17 protein-coding genes are annotated in these 18,827 nt (G+C 65.3%); 14 read left to right on the top strand and 3 right to left on the bottom strand.

Features of this window, described 5'->3' with window-relative positions; all coding sequences use genetic code 11:
- Positions 1 to 262 precede the first annotated feature (262 nt).
- Both lipA and ABJO18_RS12370 read left to right on the top strand, forming a co-directional pair.
- Positions 263 to 1,240, top strand: a complete 978-nt coding sequence (lipA, locus tag ABJO18_RS12375; RefSeq protein ID WP_348508260.1) for a lipoyl synthase — start codon at positions 263 to 265, stop codon at positions 1,238 to 1,240.
- A gap of 10 nt (positions 1,241 to 1,250) precedes the next feature.
- On the top strand, positions 1,251 to 1,751 hold the full coding sequence (locus ABJO18_RS12370; protein ID WP_348508259.1) for a type II toxin-antitoxin system RatA family toxin: 501 nt from the start codon (positions 1,251 to 1,253) through the stop codon (positions 1,749 to 1,751).
- Here the strand turns inward: ABJO18_RS12370 and ABJO18_RS12365 are convergent.
- A complete protein-coding gene (locus ABJO18_RS12365) occupies positions 1,722 to 2,222 on the bottom strand; it encodes a nicotinamide-nucleotide amidohydrolase family protein (RefSeq protein ID WP_348508258.1) in 501 nt (166 codons plus the stop codon). The genes ABJO18_RS12370 and ABJO18_RS12365 overlap by 30 nt on opposite strands.
- The gene (locus ABJO18_RS12360) at positions 2,219 to 3,370 is read right to left on the bottom strand and encodes a bifunctional 2-C-methyl-D-erythritol 4-phosphate cytidylyltransferase/2-C-methyl-D-erythritol 2,4-cyclodiphosphate synthase (RefSeq protein ID WP_348508257.1); all 1,152 of its coding nucleotides are present in this window, start codon (positions 3,368 to 3,370) and stop codon (positions 2,219 to 2,221) included. Before ABJO18_RS12360 ends, ABJO18_RS12365 begins: the two co-directional genes overlap by 4 nt.
- Before the next feature lie 84 nt (positions 3,371 to 3,454).
- On the opposite strand from ABJO18_RS12360, the gene dusB reads away from it, so the two are divergent.
- The 10 genes from dusB (at position 3,455) to hflX (ending at position 15,843) form a co-directional block, all read left to right on the top strand.
- A complete protein-coding gene (gene dusB, locus ABJO18_RS12355; RefSeq protein WP_348508256.1) occupies positions 3,455 to 4,456 on the top strand; it encodes a tRNA dihydrouridine synthase DusB in 1,002 nt (333 codons plus the stop codon).
- Entirely contained in the window at positions 4,453 to 5,505 is a 1,053-nt protein-coding gene (locus ABJO18_RS12350) for an ATP-binding protein (protein WP_348508255.1), read from the top strand. Before dusB ends, ABJO18_RS12350 begins: the two co-directional genes overlap by 4 nt.
- On the top strand, positions 5,502 to 6,770 hold the full coding sequence (locus ABJO18_RS12345; RefSeq protein WP_348508254.1) for a response regulator: 1,269 nt from the start codon (positions 5,502 to 5,504) through the stop codon (positions 6,768 to 6,770). The genes ABJO18_RS12350 and ABJO18_RS12345 overlap by 4 nt, the downstream gene beginning before the upstream one ends.
- A gap of 77 nt (positions 6,771 to 6,847) precedes the next feature.
- Positions 6,848 to 9,061, top strand: a complete 2,214-nt coding sequence (locus ABJO18_RS12340; protein ID WP_348508253.1) for a PAS domain-containing sensor histidine kinase — start codon at positions 6,848 to 6,850, stop codon at positions 9,059 to 9,061.
- Between the two features lie 3 nt (positions 9,062 to 9,064).
- Positions 9,065 to 10,453: a sigma-54 dependent transcriptional regulator gene (locus tag ABJO18_RS12335; RefSeq protein WP_348508252.1), complete on the top strand. Its 1,389-nt coding sequence runs from the start codon at positions 9,065 to 9,067 to the stop codon at positions 10,451 to 10,453.
- Positions 10,454 to 10,474: 21 nt separating this feature from the next.
- The gene (gene trkA / locus ABJO18_RS12330; RefSeq protein WP_271186658.1) at positions 10,475 to 11,848 is read left to right on the top strand and encodes a Trk system potassium transporter TrkA; all 1,374 of its coding nucleotides are present in this window, start codon (positions 10,475 to 10,477) and stop codon (positions 11,846 to 11,848) included.
- 3 nt (positions 11,849 to 11,851) lie between these two features.
- Entirely contained in the window at positions 11,852 to 13,255 is a 1,404-nt protein-coding gene (locus ABJO18_RS12325; protein WP_348508251.1) for a potassium transporter TrkG, read from the top strand.
- 10 nt (positions 13,256 to 13,265) lie between these two features.
- Complete coding sequence (locus tag ABJO18_RS12320; RefSeq protein WP_348515954.1) at positions 13,266 to 14,114, top strand: D-amino-acid transaminase; 849 nt, start codon at positions 13,266 to 13,268, stop codon at positions 14,112 to 14,114.
- Between the two features lie 107 nt (positions 14,115 to 14,221).
- The gene (gene hfq / locus ABJO18_RS12315; RefSeq protein ID WP_291887800.1) at positions 14,222 to 14,497 is read left to right on the top strand and encodes an RNA chaperone Hfq; all 276 of its coding nucleotides are present in this window, start codon (positions 14,222 to 14,224) and stop codon (positions 14,495 to 14,497) included.
- Positions 14,494 to 15,843: a GTPase HflX gene (gene hflX / locus ABJO18_RS12310; RefSeq protein ID WP_348515953.1), complete on the top strand. Its 1,350-nt coding sequence runs from the start codon at positions 14,494 to 14,496 to the stop codon at positions 15,841 to 15,843. The genes hfq and hflX overlap by 4 nt, the downstream gene beginning before the upstream one ends.
- 9 nt (positions 15,844 to 15,852) lie before the next feature.
- Here the strand turns inward: hflX and mazG are convergent, their stop codons facing one another.
- Positions 15,853 to 16,671 carry a nucleoside triphosphate pyrophosphohydrolase gene (mazG, locus tag ABJO18_RS12305; RefSeq protein WP_348509053.1) on the bottom strand — a complete coding sequence of 273 codons (819 nt, stop codon included), beginning with the start codon at positions 16,669 to 16,671 and terminating at the stop codon, positions 15,853 to 15,855.
- Positions 16,672 to 16,801: 130 nt separating this feature from the next.
- Here mazG and ABJO18_RS12300 point away from each other — a divergent pair, with 130 nt between their 5' ends.
- Positions 16,802 to 17,008, top strand: coding sequence for a hypothetical protein (locus tag ABJO18_RS12300; protein WP_348509052.1), 207 nt, complete (start codon positions 16,802 to 16,804; stop codon positions 17,006 to 17,008).
- Between the two features lie 557 nt (positions 17,009 to 17,565).
- A complete protein-coding gene (locus ABJO18_RS12295; protein WP_348509051.1) occupies positions 17,566 to 18,822 on the top strand; it encodes a site-specific integrase in 1,257 nt (418 codons plus the stop codon).
- The last annotated feature ends 5 nt before the right edge of the window (positions 18,823 to 18,827 follow it).

Below are 18,827 nucleotides of genomic sequence, written 5' to 3'. Positions count from 1 at the left end.
GTGCCTGCAGGTTTCGAGACGGTCCCGCAAGGGATCCGGGTAAATCTCCGCGTGCGGGATGCCTCGGGCATCACCACCAAAGCTTCAAATCGGACACGCGATGTCCGCCGTGCATCCCGCACCCCTCTCATCGCTCCAGGGTTCTGCCCGTGGAGGGTTTCGTGCTGAGCGAGGTGGGAGAGAAACCGCCCCCGCATTTCCGCAGACCTGTCAGCAGCAGGCTCAACTTGATGGAAACCGCGCACGGGCTTATGTGCTGGGCATGGCCAATCTGATCGACAATACGGCGCGCAGCGCCGCGTCCGACGCCCGCGCTGCCCGTCACCCGGAAAAGCAGAAGCGTGCCGATACGCCCGTCCTTCGCAAGCCGGACTGGATTCGCGTCAAGGCGCCGCTGGGCAAGACCTTCTCGGAGACGCAGGAGATCGTGAAGAAGGGCGGTCTCGTTACCGTGTGCGAGGAGGCCGGCTGTCCGAATATCGGCGAGTGCTGGGAACAGAAGCACGCCACTTTCATGATCCTGGGCGATACCTGTACCCGCGCCTGTTCCTTCTGCAATGTGAAAACCGGCCTGCCGGGCCCGGTCGATCATGACGAGGCCCGCCGCGTTGCCGAGGCGACGGCCCAGATGGGTCTGAACCATGTCGTCATCACCTCGGTCGACCGCGACGATCTGGACGATGGCGGGGCGCAGCATTTCGTCGATGTGATCGAGGCGATCCGCCGCGAGACGCCGGGTACGACGATCGAGATCCTCACCCCGGATTTCCTGCGCAAGCCGGGCGCGGCCGAGCGCGTCATCGACGCCAAGCCGGACGTGTTCAACCATAATCTGGAAACCGTGCCGCGGCTCTATCTCTCGATCCGTCCGGGCGCGCGCTATTACCATTCCCTGCGCCTGCTGGAGCGGGTGAAGGAGCGCGATCCGGCACAATTCACCAAGTCGGGCATCATGGTCGGCCTGGGCGAGACCAAGGAAGAAGTGATGCAGGTGATGGACGATATGCGGTCCGCCGGCATCGATTTCTTGACCATCGGCCAGTATCTCCAGCCGACCCGCAAGCACGCCGCCGTCGACCGTTTCGTGACGCCGGACGAGTTCAAGGCCTATGAGACGATCGCGCGGGCCAAGGGTTTCCTGATGGTGTCGGCGACGCCGCTGACCCGTTCGAGCCACCATGCCGGCGATGATTTCCGCAAGCTCCGCGAGGCGCGCGACGCCATGCTGGCGCGCGGCTGACGGGGCCGGCGTGACCGTCGAGACCCGCGAACGCCTGCGGCTGTTCCATGCGCCGGACGATCTGTTCGATCTGGTGATGGATGTGCGCAGCTATCCCAAATTCATCGAACAGATCACGGCGATGCGGGTGCTCAACGAAGCGCGCGACGGGCCGCTCACCGAGCTGACCGCGGAAGCGCGGGTGCGCTATAAATTCGTCTCGGAACGCTTTACTTCGCGGGTGATCGCCGACGCCTCGCGCCGCTCGATCGATGTGAGTTTCGTGGCCGGACCCTTCCGGGTGCTGGAAAACGCCTGGCGTTTCCGGGAATTGTCGGACGGCTCCACCCTGGTGGAATTCTCGATCCGGGCGGCCTTCAAGAACCCGATCCTGCAAATGCTGCTGGAAACCAATCGCGAACGGGCGGGCCGTATCCTGGTGCAGAAATTCTCCACCGAGGCCGAGCGTCGCTATAGCCGGACGGGCAACCCGTCCAAGGACTTATCCGAAGAAATCGACGCCCTGCGATAACAGGTCGAGGGCCGTGGCCACGCTGGCCAGACGCACGGCATCGCGGCCGCGATCGCCGAAACGGTGGACCTCTGTGATCGTCGCGCCATCGCGGCGGGCGAGGGCGAAATGCACCAGGCCGGCCGGTTTGCGCTCCGATCCGCCCGGACCGGCCACGCCCGTGATCGACACGGCGATATCGGCATTCGAGCGCAGCAGCGCTTCCTCGGCCATGCGGCGCGCGACCTCGTCGGACACGGCGCCCTGCGCCTCGATGACCCGCGCCGGAATACCCAGCATTTCGGTCTTGGCGGCGTTGGAATAGGTCACGAAGCCGCGATCCACCACATCCGAGGAGCCCGGGATCTCGGTCAGCAGGGCAGCGACAAGCCCGCCGGTGCAGCTTTCCGCCGTGGCGATCATCACGCCGGCGGTGCGCGCCCGGTCCAGCAGGGTTTCCGCCTGGTCGACGAGGGAATGATTGAAGATCATGACAGTCTCGCGGTGACGATGGCCTGGGCGGCGAGGCCTTCGCCGCGCCCGGTGAAGCCGAGTTTTTCCGTCGTGGTGGCCTTGATGTTGACGCGCTTTGGATCGAGTCGCAGGAGCTGCGCCAGCCGGGTCCGCATCGCCGCGCGATAGGGCCCGATCTTCGGCCGTTCGGCGATCAGCGTGACATCGGCATGGATGACCTGGCCGCCGGCCTCGTGCAGCAGGTCCAGCGCATGCAGGAGGAAAGCGTCGGACGCGGCGCCTTTCCATTTCGGATCGGACGGCGGGAAGTGCTGGCCGATATCGCCGGCGCCGGCACAGCCGAGCACCGCATCGGTAACGGCATGCAGCCCCGCATCGGCGTCGGAATGGCCCACCAGGCCCAGACCCTCATGCAATTCCACACCGCACAGCCACATCGTGTCGGCCGGCTCCAGACGGTGCACGTCGAAACCTTGGCCGCTCACCGTGATCGTCTCGCCCATCAGCATCGCCTCCGCACGCCGGAAATCGGCCGGCATGGTCAGTTTGAAATTGTCTGCATCGCCCTCGACGGTGTGGACCTGACCGCCCGCGGCCAGGATCACTGCGGCATCATCCGCCAGTCCGCCGCCGTCCAGCCGGGCATAGGCCGCGCCCAGCGTATCGAAGCGGAAAGCCTGCGGCGTCTGGGCGGCGCGCACGACCGCCCGGTCGACCGGTTCGGCGATCATGCCATCGGTCATCACCCGCATCAGCGCATCGGTCGCGGGCAGGGCAGGGATCACCGCTTCGTGCCGCACCAGCGCCCCGGCAAGGCGGTCGATCAATGCGGAGGACAGGAAGGGACGGGCGGCGTCGTGGATCATCACCGCATCGGGAGCATCGCCGGCCAGGGCTGCCAGCCCGGCGCGGACACTGTCGGTGCGGGTTGCGCCGCCCGGCACCGTTGCAAAATCGCGGGCGGTTTCCCGGCGTACCGCGTCGACATGATCCGTATCCTGTGGATTGACGACCACGACGACGCGGCGGATTGCAGCATGACCGGCGAGGGCATCCAGCGTGCGCGCCAGCACGCTGCGGCCCGCCAGGGATCTGAATTGCTTGGGGATACCGCCGCCGGCGCGCTCGCCGCGTCCTGCAGCCACGATGATGGCATCGATTGTCATCCGGCACCCTCATGCATTGCCGCAGCGCAGCATAATCGCTAGCCTGACCGGCTTACGACGCCCCTTCAGGATTTGTCCAGACGCATGCACTTCTCGATCGGTCCCCACCGGATCACCGTTCCGGCCATTCTGGCGCCCATGTCGGGTGTGACAGACCTGCCTTTCCGCTGCCAGGCGCAGCGTTTCGGGGCGGGCATGGTCGTGTCGGAAATGGTCGCCAGCGACGCGTTGGCCCGCGGCCGGGTCGATATGGTGCGCAAGGCGGCGCTCGACGCATCGCTGCAGCCCTGTGTCATCCAGCTGGCCGGGCGCGAGGCGCACTGGATGGCCGAGGGCGCACGCATTGCCGTCGATGCCGGCGCCGACATCGTCGACATCAATATGGGCTGTCCCGCCCGGCAGGTGACCAAGGGCCTCTCCGGTTCGGCCCTGATGCGCGATCTCGATCATGCGCTGACCCTGATCGAGGCGACGGTCGCTGCGTCCAGCGTGCCGGTGACGCTGAAAATGCGCCTGGGCTGGGATCATGACAGCATCAATGCGCCGGAACTGGCCCGCCGGGCCGAGGGTGCCGGCATCCAGCTGGTGACGGTGCACGGGCGTACACGCCAGCAATTCTACAAGGGCGAGGCCGACTGGTCGGCCGTGCGGCCGGTGAAAGAGGCGATCTCCATCCCGCTGATCGTCAATGGCGATATCCATACCGCCGAGGATGCCCGCAAAGCCATTGCGGCCTCGGGCGCCGATGCGGCGATGATCGGCCGCGCCGCGCAGGGACGCCCCTGGCTGGTCGGCGAGATCGGCGCTGCGCTGCTTGGCAAACCCGTCGAAACGCCCTGGGCCGACAAGCTCCCGGCGCTGGCTGCACAGTTCGACATGTCGCTCGAGCATTATGGTGGCGAGCTGGGAATTCGCATGATGCGCAAGCATTTCGCTTCCTTTGTCGATGTCGAGGCGCAAGCGGAAGGCTGCGATCCGGACTGGCTCTCGGGACTGAAGGCCACGCTGTGCCGCTCGACCGATGCCAGCGCGATCCACGACGCCCTGGCCCGGCTGGCCGTGCCGGAAAAGCGAGCCGTCGCATGAACGGACGCCCGGCCCCGACATCGCCGGCCGAACCCGCTGCCGAAATGGCGGCGATCCCCTTGCTGCAATTCTCCGAAGATGCCCGCTTCACCTGGGCCAATACCCAGGCCGAGGAATGGCTGGGCCTGTCGGCCCGGCACCTGATGAAAGGCGATTTCGGCACCCAGTCGCCGGTCTGCGCCAATCTGGCCGAGATCGTCGAACAGGCCTGCGAGGCACGGCGGACTGTCGTGGCGCTGGGTTGTGTGCTGGGCCCGGGCGGTCCCTTCGACCTGCATGCCCGCTGGTCCGACGAGACGTCGTCGGTGACGCTGTCCGTGCTGCCGCACCGGGAACCCGGCGCCAAGGCCTCCCAGGCGCCCGCGCTGGGCTTCGGCCGCATGCTGGCGCACGAACTCAAGAACCCGCTCGCCAGTGTGCGCGGTGCGGCGCAGCTGATCCGCCGGGAAAGCAATATCGAGGCGGCGGCCGAACTCGCCCAGCTCATCATCCAGGATGTCGACCGGATCACTCGCCTGGCCAATCACTGGAGCCGGGTGGGCGATATCCGCCTGGGCGAGCGCGGCGAGATCAATCTGAACCACCTGGCCATGGATGCGATGGAGAGCATTGTGCGGGCCGATCCGCGCGCCAGATCCATCCTGAAAGAGGATTTCGATCCCTCGCTGCCGCCGGTCGATGGCGACCGGGATCTCCTGCTGCAGGTCGTGCTCAACCTTTTGCAGAATGCGCTGGATGCGGTGCGCGACATGCCGGATCCGAAAATCCGGGTCGAGACGCGCTTCGATACCGGACCGCGCAGCCGCACCGGCGCCAATCCGACGCCGCTGGTCCTTGTGGTGCGGGATAATGGTCCGGGCATCCCCGATGCGCTGGGCGCGGGTATCTTTACCCCCTTCGTCACCACCAAACCGGCGGGCGAGGGGCTGGGACTGGCTTTCGCCGCGCGTATCGCCGCGCTGCATGACGGCCAGCTGGACTATGAAAGCGAACCGGGACGGACAGGTTTCAACCTGCGCCTGCCGGTCGCCAGGGAGGACACACCGTGAGCGCGCGCATCCTGCTTCTCGAAGACGATGAAAGCCTGAAACTCATCCTCTCCCGGGCCCTGGGTTCGGCAGGCTACCAGGTGCGCGCGACCGCCTCGCCGGACACCGCGCTGGGCTGGATCCGCAATGGCGAGGGCGATCTCCTGCTGGCCGACGTTCTGCTGGACGGAACGAATTTCCTGGAAAATCTCGGCCTGGTGGCCCGGCTGCGGCCTCAGATGCCGGTCATTGTCATGAGCGCCCAGGCAACGGCCTCCACAGCGATCAATGCCGCCAAGGGCGGTGTGTTCGAATACCTGCCCAAACCCTTCGATCTCGACGATATGATCTCGGCGGTTGCCGCGGCGCTGGGCGACAAGCGGGCCGGCCAGCAATCGCGCTCGACCGAGGAACCGACGGGCTTTATCGGCCAGTCCGTCGCGATGCAGTCGGCTTTCAAGGCGATCGCACGCGCCGCCACCAGCCAGGCCCACGTCATGATCACGGGCGAGCCCGGTGTCGGCAAGCGCCAGGCCGCCGAGGCCCTGCTGCGTGCCCGCGGTGTGGCGGCCGAAGATGCCGTCGTCGTCACGCCCTCCAATACGGCAACCGAGATTTTCGGCTCCACCCAGGCTGCCCGCCAGGTGGTCTGGCTGCGTCTTGAGGAGTGGAGTGCCGAGCAGCAGCGTGCGGCCCGCGATGCGCTGGACGGGGGCGCCGGCCGCGTCATCGCCACGGTATCACAGGCACCGTCGAACCCGATCGACAACCGGCTGGCGGCGCGGCTTTCCGAGTGCGTCATCACCGTGCCGCCGCTTCGCGAGCGGCGCAGCGATATTCCCGCCCTTTGCGAGGCCTTCCTCGGCCAGTTTGCCCGCCGCGACAAACAGGACCCGGTGCGCCTGTCGAAGGAGGCTGTCGACTATCTCGTGAACTCGCCCTGGACCGGCAATGTCGTCGAATTGCGCTCGGTGCTGTCGCGCCTGGCGCTGGCAACGCGGGGCCGGATTGCCGCGCTGGATGATGTCGCCCAGGCGCTCAATGCCGACGGTGCCGATGCGAGCGAGGACATTGCCGTGCACGCCAATGCCCTGGCCGCACTGGCCCTGTCGCGGCCGGATGCGCGGCAGAGTGCGGTCGACGCGCTGGAGCGAGCCCTGTTTACCCAGGCGCTCGACCGCTGCAATGGCAACCGGTCGCGGGCGGCCGACCTGCTCGGGCTGAACCGCAACACGCTGGCGCGGCGGCTGTCCGAGCTGGACGGAACAGACGAGGAAACAAGCTGACTGTTGCGGGTGCGGCACTATGTTGATTTCGTGCAACGCAGGAGTAAGCTCGGTCGCTTGAAGCAAGTGAGGCTGATTTGCCGAACGCGTCCAGGAACACTCTGATCCGGAACATTTCTCCGCGCTCGGCGGCGCTGTTCGGCGCCGGCTTTCTGGTTTCGCTCGGCCTTCTGGGCGTGGCCGCCTTCATCCTGCTCAACGAAGGCGGACTGACCGGCGCCAACAACCGGGTCGCGATCGGCATTCTTGTCGGCAATCTCGTGCTTCTGTTCGGCCTGGCCGGTGTTGTCGTCCTGCGCTTTGTACGGCGGGTGAGGGCGCGCCGCTTCGGCGAACCGACGCCGCGCCTGCATCTGCGCTTTGTGGCACTGTTCTCGATCGCCGCGGCCACGCCGGCGGTTCTTGCGGCCGTTTTCCTGGGTTTTGTGATCACCCGTGGTGTCGACCTGTGGTTTGACGACCGGATCGCTACGCTGGTCGACCGGCTGGAGGAAGTGGCGTTCGACTTCTACGGCCGCGAAGCGATCACGGCTTCGGCGCATGTCGAGAGCATGGCGATCGATCTCAGCCAGGACGGATCGGTTGATGCCTTTACGACCTCGCGGATCCAGTACATCAACTATCTCAACAACCAGGCTGCAAGGCGTGGTTTCGCGGCGGCCTATATCGTCGATGGCCGCGGCACCTTGCTTGCCCGCACCCGTTTCCGGGAAAACGAGGAATATGTCGCACCGTCGCAGGTGCTCTACGACTATGCCAATGACGGCGATGTCGCGGTGTCCACGCCCAGCTCGTCGGCCGAGGCCGTCGATGTGATGCGGCTGCTCTACCGCCTCGACGCCTATCCGGACGCCTATCTCTTCGTCTCCTATCCGGTGAATATCGATCTGTTCCGGGAGATGGCGCAGGCGCGCAATGAATTGCGCGATGCGGGCAATCAGGAAAGCCGCGTCCGCGGCTCCTTCTACTTCCTCTATTTCGAGGTCGCGGTGCTGATCGTGATCGGCTCGATCTGGCTGGCCCTGTCGGCGGCGACCCGGGTGGTCACGCCGATCTCGCGCCTGGTCGGAGCAGCTGAGCGTGTGCGCCGGGGGGATCTGGATACGCGGGTCCAGATGGGACGCGAGGATGACGAGATCGCCGCGCTCGCCCGGGCCTTCAACCGGATGACGCGGCAATTGCGCAGCCAGCGGCGCGAACTGATCGAGGCGCATGCCGAATCCGAACAGCGCCGTGCCTTTATCGAGGCGATTCTCGCCGGGGTGCGGGCCGGTGTGATCGGTCTGGACAAGGATAACCGGATCACGCTGATCAACCGTTCGGCGATTTCCATGCTGGCGCCGGGAACGGACGATCTGATCGGTGTCGGCATCGACGAAGTCACGCCGGAACTGGCCGAGATCGCCACTGAAGCGCGCCGCCGTCCGGGCGCTGTCGCCGAGGCGCAGATCGATCTCAACGCGCCGGACGACCAGATCCGTCACCTGACAGCGCGGGCCTCGATGGACGAGGAGGCCGGTCTCGTCATCACCTTCGACGATGTGACGCGCCTGGTGACCGCCCAGCGCAATGCGGCCTGGCGCGAGGTTGCGCGGCGCATCGCCCACGAGATCAAGAACCCGCTGACCCCGATCCAGCTGTCGGCCGAGCGTATCCGGCGCAAATATCGCGACGAGATCACCTCCGACGTCGAGACCTTCGACCGCTGTACCGACACGATTGTGCGCCAGGTCAGCGATATCGGCCGCATGGTCGACGAGTTCTCCAGCTTTGCCCGCATGCCCCAGCCGAAAGTGGAGCGGGTCGAGATGGGCGAGCTGGTGAAATCCTCGGTCTTCACCCAGCGGGTCGCCTCGCCGAATATCGAGATCGTGTTCGAGCATCCCGGTGTGCCGGTTCACGCCATGTGCGATGCCCGGCTTTCGGTGCAGGCGCTGGCCAATATCCTCAAGAATGCCTGCGAGAGCGTCTCGACCCGCATGGACCAGGATGGCGGCCCGGGACAGCTGGTCGTCAGCCTGACCGAGGCGAACGGCTATGCTGTGATCGAGGTCGCCGACAACGGTCTGGGCTGGCCGACCCCCAATCGCGAACGCCTGACCGAACCCTATATGACCACGCGCGAAAAGGGCACGGGCCTTGGCCTCGCCATCGTGAAGCGCGTGATGGAAGACCATAACGGACGTCTGGAACTGGACATTCCGCGAAGCGGGCAGGGCGCCGTCGTGCGGCTCGTTTTCCCGCTTGCGGACATGGCCGATCCGGCGCCGCAATCCCTGAAGGAGGCTTGATAGATGGCCCGGGATATTCTCATCGTCGATGACGAGGCCGATATTCGTGAGCTGATCGGCGGCTTGCTCGAGGATGACGGCTATGAGCCGCGCGAGGCAGCGGATGCCGATGGTGCCCTGGCGGTGATCCGCCAGCGCAAACCGTCGCTGATCATCCTGGATGTCTGGTTGCAGGGCAGCCGGCTGGACGGGATCGAACTGCTCGACGAATTCCGCGCGCTCGATCCGGACCTGCCGGTGATCGTGATTTCCGGCCACGGCACGATCGAGACCGCCGTCGCGGCGATCCGCAAGGGCGCCTATGACTTCCTGGAAAAGCCCTTCAAGAGCGACAAGCTTCTGCTCACCGTGAAACGGGCGCTGGAGACCAGCCGCCTGCGCAGCGAGAATGCCGATCTGCGCGCCCGCACCCAGGCCCAGAGCACGCTGATCGGCGATTCCAGCGGCATCCTGCAGGTACGCCAGCTGATCGAGCGCGTTGCACCGACCAACAGCCGTGTCCTGATCCGCGGTCCCTCGGGGGCCGGCAAGGAACTTGTCGCCCGCCTGATCCACGAAAACTCGCCGCGTTCCGGCGCCGACTTCGTTGCCGTCAGCGCGCCGGGCATGTCGCCGGAAGGGGTCGAGGAGGAGCTCTTCGGCCGCGAGAATGATGACGGCTCGGTCAAGCATGTCGGCCTGCTGGAGCGCGCCCATGGCGGCACGCTCTATCTCGACGAGATTGCCGACATGCCGACGGCCACCCAGAGCAAGCTCTTGCGGCTGCTGGTGGAACAGCGCTTCCGCCGGATCGGCGGGGCCGGGGATGTGCAGGTCAATGTACGGGTGATCTCCTCGACCGCCCAGGATCTCGCCGTGCGGATCCAGGAAGGCCGTTTCCGCGAGGACCTCTACCACCGTCTCGCCGTCGTGCCGGTCACCGTGCCGGCCCTGGCCGAGCGACGCGAGGATATTCCCGCGCTGGTCGATCATTTCGTGAAGAACCTGACGCAAACTGCCGGCCTGCCGCTGCGGGCGTTCGGCGATGACGTCATGGCGGCTCTGCAGGCGCACAGCTGGCCGGGCAATGTCCGCCAGCTGCGCAACAATATCGAGCGCCTGCTGATCCTTGCCACCGGTCCGGCCAACGAGCCGATCACGCTGGATGCCTTGCCATCGGAAGTCGTCACGCGCGACAATCACGAGACCGGCTTCGATGCCGAGAAGATGATTGCCCTGTCGCTGCGCGAGGCCCGGGAGAATTTCGAGCGTGAATATCTCAAGGCCCAGATCGACCGGTTCGGCGGCAATATCTCCCGCACGGCGGCCTTTATCGGCATGGAACGGTCGGCGCTTCACCGCAAACTCAAATCGCTCGGCGTCACCTCGCCGCAGCGCGACGGCGCGGCCTAGTCCGCACCCAACGGAGACGACATGAAAGCCATAGTCTGCGGAGCCGGGCAGGTCGGCGTGGGCATCGCCCGGGCGCTGGCCCGGGAAGGCAATGCGGTGACCGTCGTCGACTGGTCGACCGAGCTGATCGACAATGTCGTGACCGATCTGGACGTGCGCGGCGTGGTCGGCCATGCCTCGCACCCCGATGTGCTGGAAAAGGCCGGGGCGGCGGAAGCCGACCTCCTGGTCGCCGTGACCTATTCGGACGAGGTGAACATGATCGCCTGCCAGGTCGGGCACTCGCTGTTCTCCACGCCGATGCGGATCGCCCGTGTGCGGGCCCAGGAATATCTCGACCCGGCCTGGGGCGATCTCTTCTCCACCGGCAATCTGCCCGTCGATGTGGTGATCTCGCCCGAGCTCGAGGTCGGCCGCGCCATCCTGCAGCGGGTGGAAACGCCCGGCGCCTTTTCCACGGCGGTGTTCGCCGGCGGACGGGTGCAGCTGCTGGGTCTGCGTCTGGAAGAAACCTCGCCGGTGGCGGGGTCCACGACCGAACAGGTTATGGAGCTGTTCCCGGACCTGCGCCTGGCCGTTGTCGGCGTGCAGCGCGAACGCACGCTCTTCATTCCCAAGCTCAAGGACCCGCTGCTGCCCGGCGACGATGTCTATGTCGTCACCGAAAGCGCGCAGGTGCGGCGCCTGCTCGACATTTTCGGCCGCAGCGCCGAGCAGATCCGCCGCGTCGTGGTGGTCGGGGCCGGCAATATCGGCGTTTATGTCGCCCGCGCCCTGGAACGCGCCGGCGGGGTGAAGGTGCGCCTGATCGAGGCCGACAAGGCTCGCGCCGAACACGCCGCGGAACGCCTCAAGCGGACAGTCGTGCTGCATGGCGACGGTCTGAATGCCCGCATGCTGCGCGAGGCGGGGGTCGCCAATGCCGAGCTGGTCATCTGCGTCACCAATGATGACAAGGTGAACATGCTCTCCGGCGTGATGGCCAAGCGGGAAGGGGCCGAGCGCGCCCTCAGCCTGATCAATGACCGTACCTTCGAGGGCATGCGCGAACCGCTGGGTATCGACGTGCTGATCGATCCGCGCGCGACCACCGTGTCGACCATTCTCCAGCACATCCGCCGCGGCCGGATCACCGGCCTGCAGACGCTTGGCGGCGGCGAGGCGGAAGCGCTGGAAGGCATCGCCCTGTCGACCTCGCCGCTGGTCGGCAAGACACTGGACGAGCTGGAATTGCCGGACGGGGTGGCGCTGGGCGCCGTGGTGCGCGGCGACAAGGTGATCCTGCCCTGCGACGAGGGCCGGATCCGCGAAAACGACCGCGTTCTCCTGTTCTGCAACAAGGCGCTGGTGCCCAAGGTCGAGCACCTGTTCCGGGTCAGCCTGGAATATTTCTGATCCATGTCGCCCGCGGCGCTCTTCCGCCCCCTGGGGGCCCTGTGGGTGCTGGTCGCGCTGATCGCATTGCTGGCGGCTGTCTGTGCGCCAGCCGTGGAGGAATGGCACCTGGCGCCCTTCTTCATCACCACGGCCGGGCTGGCCTTCGTGCCCGGAGCGCTCGTCCTGGCGGCCACCCGGGGCATCCAGGTCGGCGCCAGCGCGCTTGATGCGCTGGGCCTGGCCCTATTGGCCTGGGTGACGACGCCCGCCTTCGCAGCGCTGCCATTCTGGCTGACCGGCTATTTCGGGCCGATGGATGCGCTGTTCGAGGCCTATTCGGCCCTCACCACAACCGGCGCGACCCTGCTGCCCGCCGACGAATTGCCGCGCTCCCTGATCTTCTGGCGCGCCGTGCTGGCCTGGCTGGGCGGGTATGCGACCCTCTTGCTGGCGATTGCCGTCTTCGCCGCGCTCGACCGGGATGTTCCGGCGATCCGGAAATCGGCACTCCTCACCGTCCGGCCCGACAATATCCTCTCCCACCTGCCGGTCGCGGCACGGCGGGTGGGACTGGTCTATGCCGTGCTGACCGCTGTCACCTGGCTCATGCTGCTGTTTGCCGGCAACGGCTTCTTCGACGCCAGCGTGCTGGCCATGTCCGCGATCTCGACCTCCGGCTATGCGCCGCTCGACGGGGGGCTGGCGACGAATTTCGGCACGGTATCGATGCTGATCGTGGCGCTGGCCTGTTTGGCCGGCTCGGTGAATATCGCCCTGTTCTGGGATGTCTTGCGCGACCGGGGCGTGCTGCGGGACCCTGACCTTGCCGGTATCGCCGCGCTCGTTATCGGCCTGGGCGGGCTCTATGTGATCGCCGACACCTCGCACATCCCCTCGCACTTCATCGACGCCTTCTTCGTCGTCTCGACCAGCGGCTACACAGTGTCCGCGCCGGCATCGCCGGTCCCGGTGGCGGCGGTTTTCGTGGCGCTTGTGGGCGGGGCGGCGGCATCGACCACGGGCGGTGTGAAAATCTCCCGCATTCTTCTGCTCTGGCGGCGCATGGGATCGGAACTCGCGGTTCTGACCGACCCGTCCAGCCTGGTGCCCGTCACCTTCCGCGGACGCTCGGTGCGCGATACGGCGCTGATCGGCATCTGGGCCTATGTGCTGGGTTTTCTGGCCTGTCTGGGCATTGGTGGTCTCGCGCTCACCCTGACCGGGCTGGATTTCCAGACTGCCTTTCTGGCGAATGCAGCCGCGCTGGCGAATGCCGGGCCGCTGCTGCACGAGACCAATGCAGGACATGGGTGGGACGAGCTTGCGGACAACGCCAAACCGATCCTTATTTCAGCCATGATTCTCGGGCGTCTGGAGGTGCTCGCCGCGGTCGCGGCGATATGGGCGCTCTTCATCAGGAAATAAGAGAGAACGCGTGTCCAGGATTGCCTACGTCAACGGCCGCTTCCAGCGCCACGACCTCGCCGCCGTACACATCGAGGACCGGGGTTTCCAGTTCGCGGACGCGATCTATGAGGTCTGGGCGGTGCGCAAGGGCGAGCTGCTGGACGCAGAGGGGCATTTCGACCGGCTCGACCGCTCCCTGAACGAGCTGCGCATTGCGCACCCGGTCACCCGGGCGGCGCTGACGATCCTGATCCGCGAACTGATCCGCCGCAACCGCATCAGCGATGGTCTGGTCTATCTCCAGATCAGCCGCGGCCGGGCGCGCCGCGACCATGGATTTCCGCCCCCCGGTACCCGGCCGACCCTCGTCCTCACGACCAAGCGTCTCGACCTGGATGCCGTGGCCAGACGGGCAGAGCAGGGGGTTTCGGTCATCTCCGTACCCGACCAGCGCTGGGCGCGTTGCGATATCAAGACCGTGAACCTGCTGCCCAACACGCTCGCCAAACAGGCGGCGCGCGATGCCGGCGCCTATGAAGCCTGGCAAGTGGATGCTGACGGCTTCGTCACCGAGGGCACGTCGTCCAACGCCTGGATCCTGACGGCCGACGGCGCGCTGGTCACGCGGCCCGCCGATCACGCCATCCTGCACGGCATCACACGGGCGACGCTGATCCGCGCCGCGACGGCTGCCGGTTATCGTCTGGAAGAGCGGCCCTTCACGATCGCCGAAGCGCTTGAAGCCCGCGAGGCCTTCCTGACATCGGCCACGAATTTCGTGATGCCCGTGACGCGGATCGACGGTCGTCCGGTAGCAAATGGCGAACCGGGTTCGGTTTCTGCCGAGCTGCGTCAGGCCTATCTGGCTGCCGTGTGATCAACATTCCGGCTTTCTCAGAAAGATGAGATGGTTGCAGGCCATGGCGGGGGCTGTATACCCTGTTTGGCGAATCGCTTGCTTCAAGCGAGTCATGTGGAGCCGACATGTCGCACGATAAAAAACAAAACCTGCAGGACGTCTTCCTGAACTCAGTGCGTAAGACGAAAACGCCGCTGACCATTTTCCTGGTCAATGGTGTGAAGCTTCAGGGCGTCGTAACCTGGTTCGACAACTTCTGTGTTCTTCTTCGCCGCGACGGGCTTTCCCAGCTCGTCTACAAACACGCCATCTCGACCATCATGCCGGCTGCGCCGGTTCAGTTGTTCGATACGGACAGGGCGGACGAGGATGACGCAACGGATGAAAGCACCGCGGATTGATTGATCGCGAGGCGCCGGTATCGCGCGCCCTTGTCATTCATCCCACTGCCCGCGATGGCGTGGCGCGTTCCGAGGCGCGTCTGGAAGAAGCCACCGGTCTGGCCGAAGCGCTGGACCTGGAAGTGGCGGAGGCCTTCATCGCACCGATCCGCAAGATCGATGCGGGACGCTATTTCGGCCGCGGCAAGCTGGATGAATTGAAGGCGCGGATCGAGGAAAACACGGCGGATGTCGCCGTGATCGATACGGCTTTGTCGCCGATTCAGCAGAGAAATCTGGAAAAGGCCTGGAACGTCAAGGTGATAGACCGGACTGGTCTGATCCTTGAAATCTTCGGCCAGCGTGCGCGCACCAAGGAAGGTGTGCTGCAGGTCGAACTGGCGCGCCTGGCCTATGAACGCTCGCGCCTGGTGCGGACCTGGACCCACCTGGAACGCCAGCGCGGCGGCCGCGGCTTCCTCGCCGGTCCGGGCGAGACCCAGATCGAGACCGACCGGCGCCTGCTCAACGAGAAAATGGCCAAGCTGCGCCGCCAGCTCGAGGATGTCCGGCGCACACGCAGCCTGCACCGCGCGCAGCGCCAGGAGGTCCCGTTCCCGACCGTCGCGCTGGTGGGCTATACCAATGCCGGAAAGTCCACGCTTTTCAACAAGCTGACCGGGGCAGGGGTGTTCGCACAGGACATGCCCTTCGCAACGCTGGACCCGACCGTGAGGGCCGTGGACCTGCCCGGCGGCACGCGCATTCTCCTGTCCGACACGGTGGGCTTCATCACCGACCTGCCGACCGAGCTGATCGCGGCCTTCCGGGCCACGCTGGAAGAGGTGCGCGAAGCCAACCTTCTGGTCCATGTCATCGACGCCTCCGACCCGGATCACGAAGGCCGGATCGGCGATGTGATGAGCGTGCTCGATGCGATCGAGGCCGGCCCCGCGCACGAACAGCCGATGATCGAAGCCTGGAACAAGGCCGACAATCTGTCGCTTGAAGAGGCCGAGGATCTCGCCATCCAGGCGGATATCGCCAACATGAAGGCGGGCCGGGCGGTCAAACTCCCGCTGTCGGCGATCTCGGGCGATGGGGTTGATGCGCTGGTCGACGCGATCGAGAGAGCTCTGGCGACCGATGACGAGCGGATCGAGGTGCGCGTGCCGCCGGAACAGCCGCGCGCGCTGGCCTGGCTGCATTCCCATGGCGAGATCCGCGACAGCCGGATGGATCCGGAAACCGGCGTGACGACGGTGAGGGTGCGTCTCGCGCCGGCCGAGGCCGGACGCTTCCGGGCGCAATTCCCAGACCTGGCTATCCCGCAAGGGATTGGCGAGGTGGAAGAGGACGAATTCTAGGGGCGGGATTCAGGCTGGTGCCGCAGCCTTTTCCTTGAGCTTTGCCTCGGTCCACAAGGCTTCCATCTCGTCCAGGCTGGCATCCTCGGGCTTGCGCCCCTGTGCCGCAAGACGGTCCTCGATATGGCGGAAGCGGCGCTCGAACTTGGCGTTGGCATCGCGCGTTGCGGTCTCCACATCGACCTTCAGCTTGCGGCCGAGATTGGTGCACACGAACATCAGATCGCCGATCTCCTCGGCGATATGCGCCGCATTGCCCGAAGCGATGGCTTCACGGACCTCGGCGATTTCCTCATCCACCTTGTCCAGGACACGCTCGGCGTCCGGCCAGTCGAACCCGACGCGGGCTGCGCGCTTCTGAAGCTTCTGGGCGCGCTTGAGTGCGGGCAGGGCGACCGGCACATCGTCCAGCACGCGATCGCCCTTGGCCGACCCGGCGCGCTCGGCCGCCTTGATGGTCTCCCATTCGACAGTCTGCGTCTCGCTGTCGCGCGTATCCGCGTCGCCGAAAACATGCGGATGGCGTCGGATCATCTTGTCATTGATGGCCCGGCAGACATCGGCAAAGTCGAACAGGCCGGCTTCCTGCGCTATCTGGGCATGGAACACGACCTGCAGGAGAAGATCGCCCAGCTCGTCCTTCAGCTCGCCATGGGCGCCGCGTTCGATCGCGTCGGCAACCTCATAGGCTTCCTCGATCGTGTAGGGCGCGATCGAGCGGAAATCCTGTTCCAGATCCCAGGGGCAGCCGCCATCCGGATCGCGCAGTTTCGACATGATGGCGAGCAGGCGGTCGATAGGGGCGAGATCGGGCGATGGCGCGGTCATGTCGGCTCCGTGGCGGCGGTCGCGGGAATCGAACGCGATGCTAGCCCGTAACGGCCGCGCGACGCGATGCAGGATACTTCAAGCCGCAACACAGAATACACCTCCCATACCACGCGAACCAGAAACCCGAATGAGGCATTGGTTTGACAGTCGGGCATTTGAGTTTGAAATCGCTTCGGAATTTGACTTTCAAGTCGACGAGGGCGCCGAAGCCGCAGCGCCGGATTGCGACATCAATTTAGCGCATAATAAATATTATGAGAAATATTGGACCGGTATCGGCATGGTGTGTCAAGACAACCGAGAATGCTCAAATGGCGATATTCAAAAGATGTGAGAATCCTCATCAAACAAGGGATTACCTTGGTCAAACTCGTGAGAATTGGTCAAAAGTTCTGAGAATGGCCTGCGGGAGAGCGGTTCTGAGATGGATACGCCCTACTGTCAGGCTGACAGCAGCGAGCGCCGAGTGCACCCGCTGCCTGCCGCGCCTGGCGGCTCAGGTTCCCCGGGCTTCGCCATCAGTGAACTCGCCAGGTCCGGTGCTCAGCATGGCGCGATCAGTAATCAGTCTGTCGAGTGTTGTGCGACGAGCTCAGAGCCGGCCCGCTCTGGCGACCGTCGCTGACGCCCAACGGTACCGGCCAGCCGTGTTGGGCGCCATCGGTAGCTTTAGGGTGGTCAGTTTGAGGTGACAGCCCTACGAAGTACGAAGGTCACGAGAGAGGAGCTTGCCCCTGTTGAACGAGGCTCATGTCCGCGCGGTCAACACGAGGTCCTACTGAGAGGGCGCCGAGATGGACATGGGTACAATGTCCGATAACTGGCATTATCGGACATTGTGTAAGATCCCGAATATCCATAACTTAGGCTGAAAAGTCGCCCCTGGATACGATGCCTGAATTCTACGCCCCACCGCCTATTCTGGATAGCCTCGGCCAGCTCAGAGACGGTCTCGGAGCGGATCGGCCGCTTCCTGCCCACCTGATCGCCGACCCGAGGCTCGTCGTTGTTTCGGACATGGCGGCAGACTACCGGATCGCGGCGAAGTTCCTCGTGGCCTATGACGGGAGTTCCGCGACGTTCAATGCCTACCGGCGCGAGATCGAGCGTTTGCTTCAATGGTCCTGGCGCGTCGAATCGCGATCGGTATGCCGGCTGGCACGCGAGGATATCGAGCGCTTCATTCGGTTCGCGGTGCGGCCACCGGTGGCGTGGGTGGGAGACCGGAATGTTGCCCGCTTCCTGATACGCGGCGGCGAGACGGTCCCGAATCCGCATTGGCGGCCTTTTGTGGCGACGGTATCGAAGATCGAGGTACGCAATGGAAGCCGTGCAGACCGGACGCACTATGAGGCGTCGCAGGCGTCGGTGCGGGCAACTTTCGCTGTCCTGTCCTCCTTCTACGACTTCCTGCTGGAAGAAGGGCTCGTCGACGTCAACCCGGTCGCCCTCATCCGCCAGCGCAGCAAGTTCCTGCGGATCCAGCACAATGCACCGGTCGTGCGCCGGATCACCCGGCTGCAATGGGAATTTGTCCTGGATACCGCCAACGCGATGGCAGACCGGGATCCGGAACGTCACGAGCGCACCCTGTTCGTCATGCATGCCCTCTTTGCGATGTATCTGCGTATCTCCGAACTGGTGGCCGACGAGCGGTCCTGCCCTTTGATGGGCGATTTCCGGAAAGATCAGGACCAAAACTGGTGGTTTCACGTCACCGGTAAGGGCAATAAGGACCGGACGATCGTGGTATCCGAGAACATGCTGTCTGCACTGAAACGCTACAGGCTCTCACGGGGCCTCTCCCCCCTGCCCTCGCCGAACGATCCGGCGCCGCTGCTGACGAAAGCCAAGGGCCGGGGCCCCCTCACCAGCACAAGGCAGGTCCGGCGCCTGGTCCAGGAGTGTTTCGATGCCGCTTTCGAACGAATGAAAGCCCACGGGCTGGAGTGCGATGCCGACGACCTTCAGGCCGCGACGGTGCACTGGCTGCGCCACACCGGTATTTCCGAGGACGTCAAACTGAGGCCGCGCGAGCATGTCCGTGACGATGCCGGCCACGCGACCATGGCGACGACCGATCGTTACGTGGAGAGTGATCGCCGCGAGCGGCACGCGTCCGGAAAGCGCAAGCCGCTGCGGGAGTAGAGTGG

This window comes from Maricaulis sp., assembly GCF_039978735.1.
Lineage (GTDB): Bacteria > Pseudomonadota > Alphaproteobacteria > Caulobacterales > Maricaulaceae > Maricaulis.
Note: the sequence above shows the minus strand (reverse complement) of the source record. Positions and strands in the feature narration are given on the sequence as shown.

Excerpts from the sequence above, each read along its gene's own strand:
- lipA (WP_348508260.1), top strand. The coding sequence starts at position 263 with ATGGCCAATCTGATCGACAATACGGCGCGCAGCGCCGCGTCCGACGCC.
- ABJO18_RS12365 (WP_348508258.1), bottom strand. The coding sequence starts at position 2,222 with ATGATCTTCAATCATTCCCTCGTCGACCAGGCGGAAACCCTGCTGGAC.
- ABJO18_RS12360 (WP_348508257.1), bottom strand. The coding sequence starts at position 3,370 with ATGACAATCGATGCCATCATCGTGGCTGCAGGACGCGGCGAGCGCGCC.
- dusB (WP_348508256.1), top strand. The coding sequence starts at position 3,455 with ATGCACTTCTCGATCGGTCCCCACCGGATCACCGTTCCGGCCATTCTG.
- ABJO18_RS12350 (WP_348508255.1), top strand. The coding sequence starts at position 4,453 with ATGAACGGACGCCCGGCCCCGACATCGCCGGCCGAACCCGCTGCCGAA.
- ABJO18_RS12335 (WP_348508252.1), top strand. The coding sequence starts at position 9,065 with ATGGCCCGGGATATTCTCATCGTCGATGACGAGGCCGATATTCGTGAG.
- trkA (WP_271186658.1), top strand. The coding sequence starts at position 10,475 with ATGAAAGCCATAGTCTGCGGAGCCGGGCAGGTCGGCGTGGGCATCGCC.
- ABJO18_RS12325 (WP_348508251.1), top strand. The coding sequence starts at position 11,852 with ATGTCGCCCGCGGCGCTCTTCCGCCCCCTGGGGGCCCTGTGGGTGCTG.
- hfq (WP_291887800.1), top strand. The coding sequence starts at position 14,222 with ATGTCGCACGATAAAAAACAAAACCTGCAGGACGTCTTCCTGAACTCA.
- mazG (WP_348509053.1), bottom strand. The coding sequence starts at position 16,671 with ATGACCGCGCCATCGCCCGATCTCGCCCCTATCGACCGCCTGCTCGCC.
- ABJO18_RS12300 (WP_348509052.1), top strand. The coding sequence starts at position 16,802 with ATGAGGCATTGGTTTGACAGTCGGGCATTTGAGTTTGAAATCGCTTCG.
- ABJO18_RS12295 (WP_348509051.1), top strand. The coding sequence starts at position 17,566 with ATGCCTGAATTCTACGCCCCACCGCCTATTCTGGATAGCCTCGGCCAG.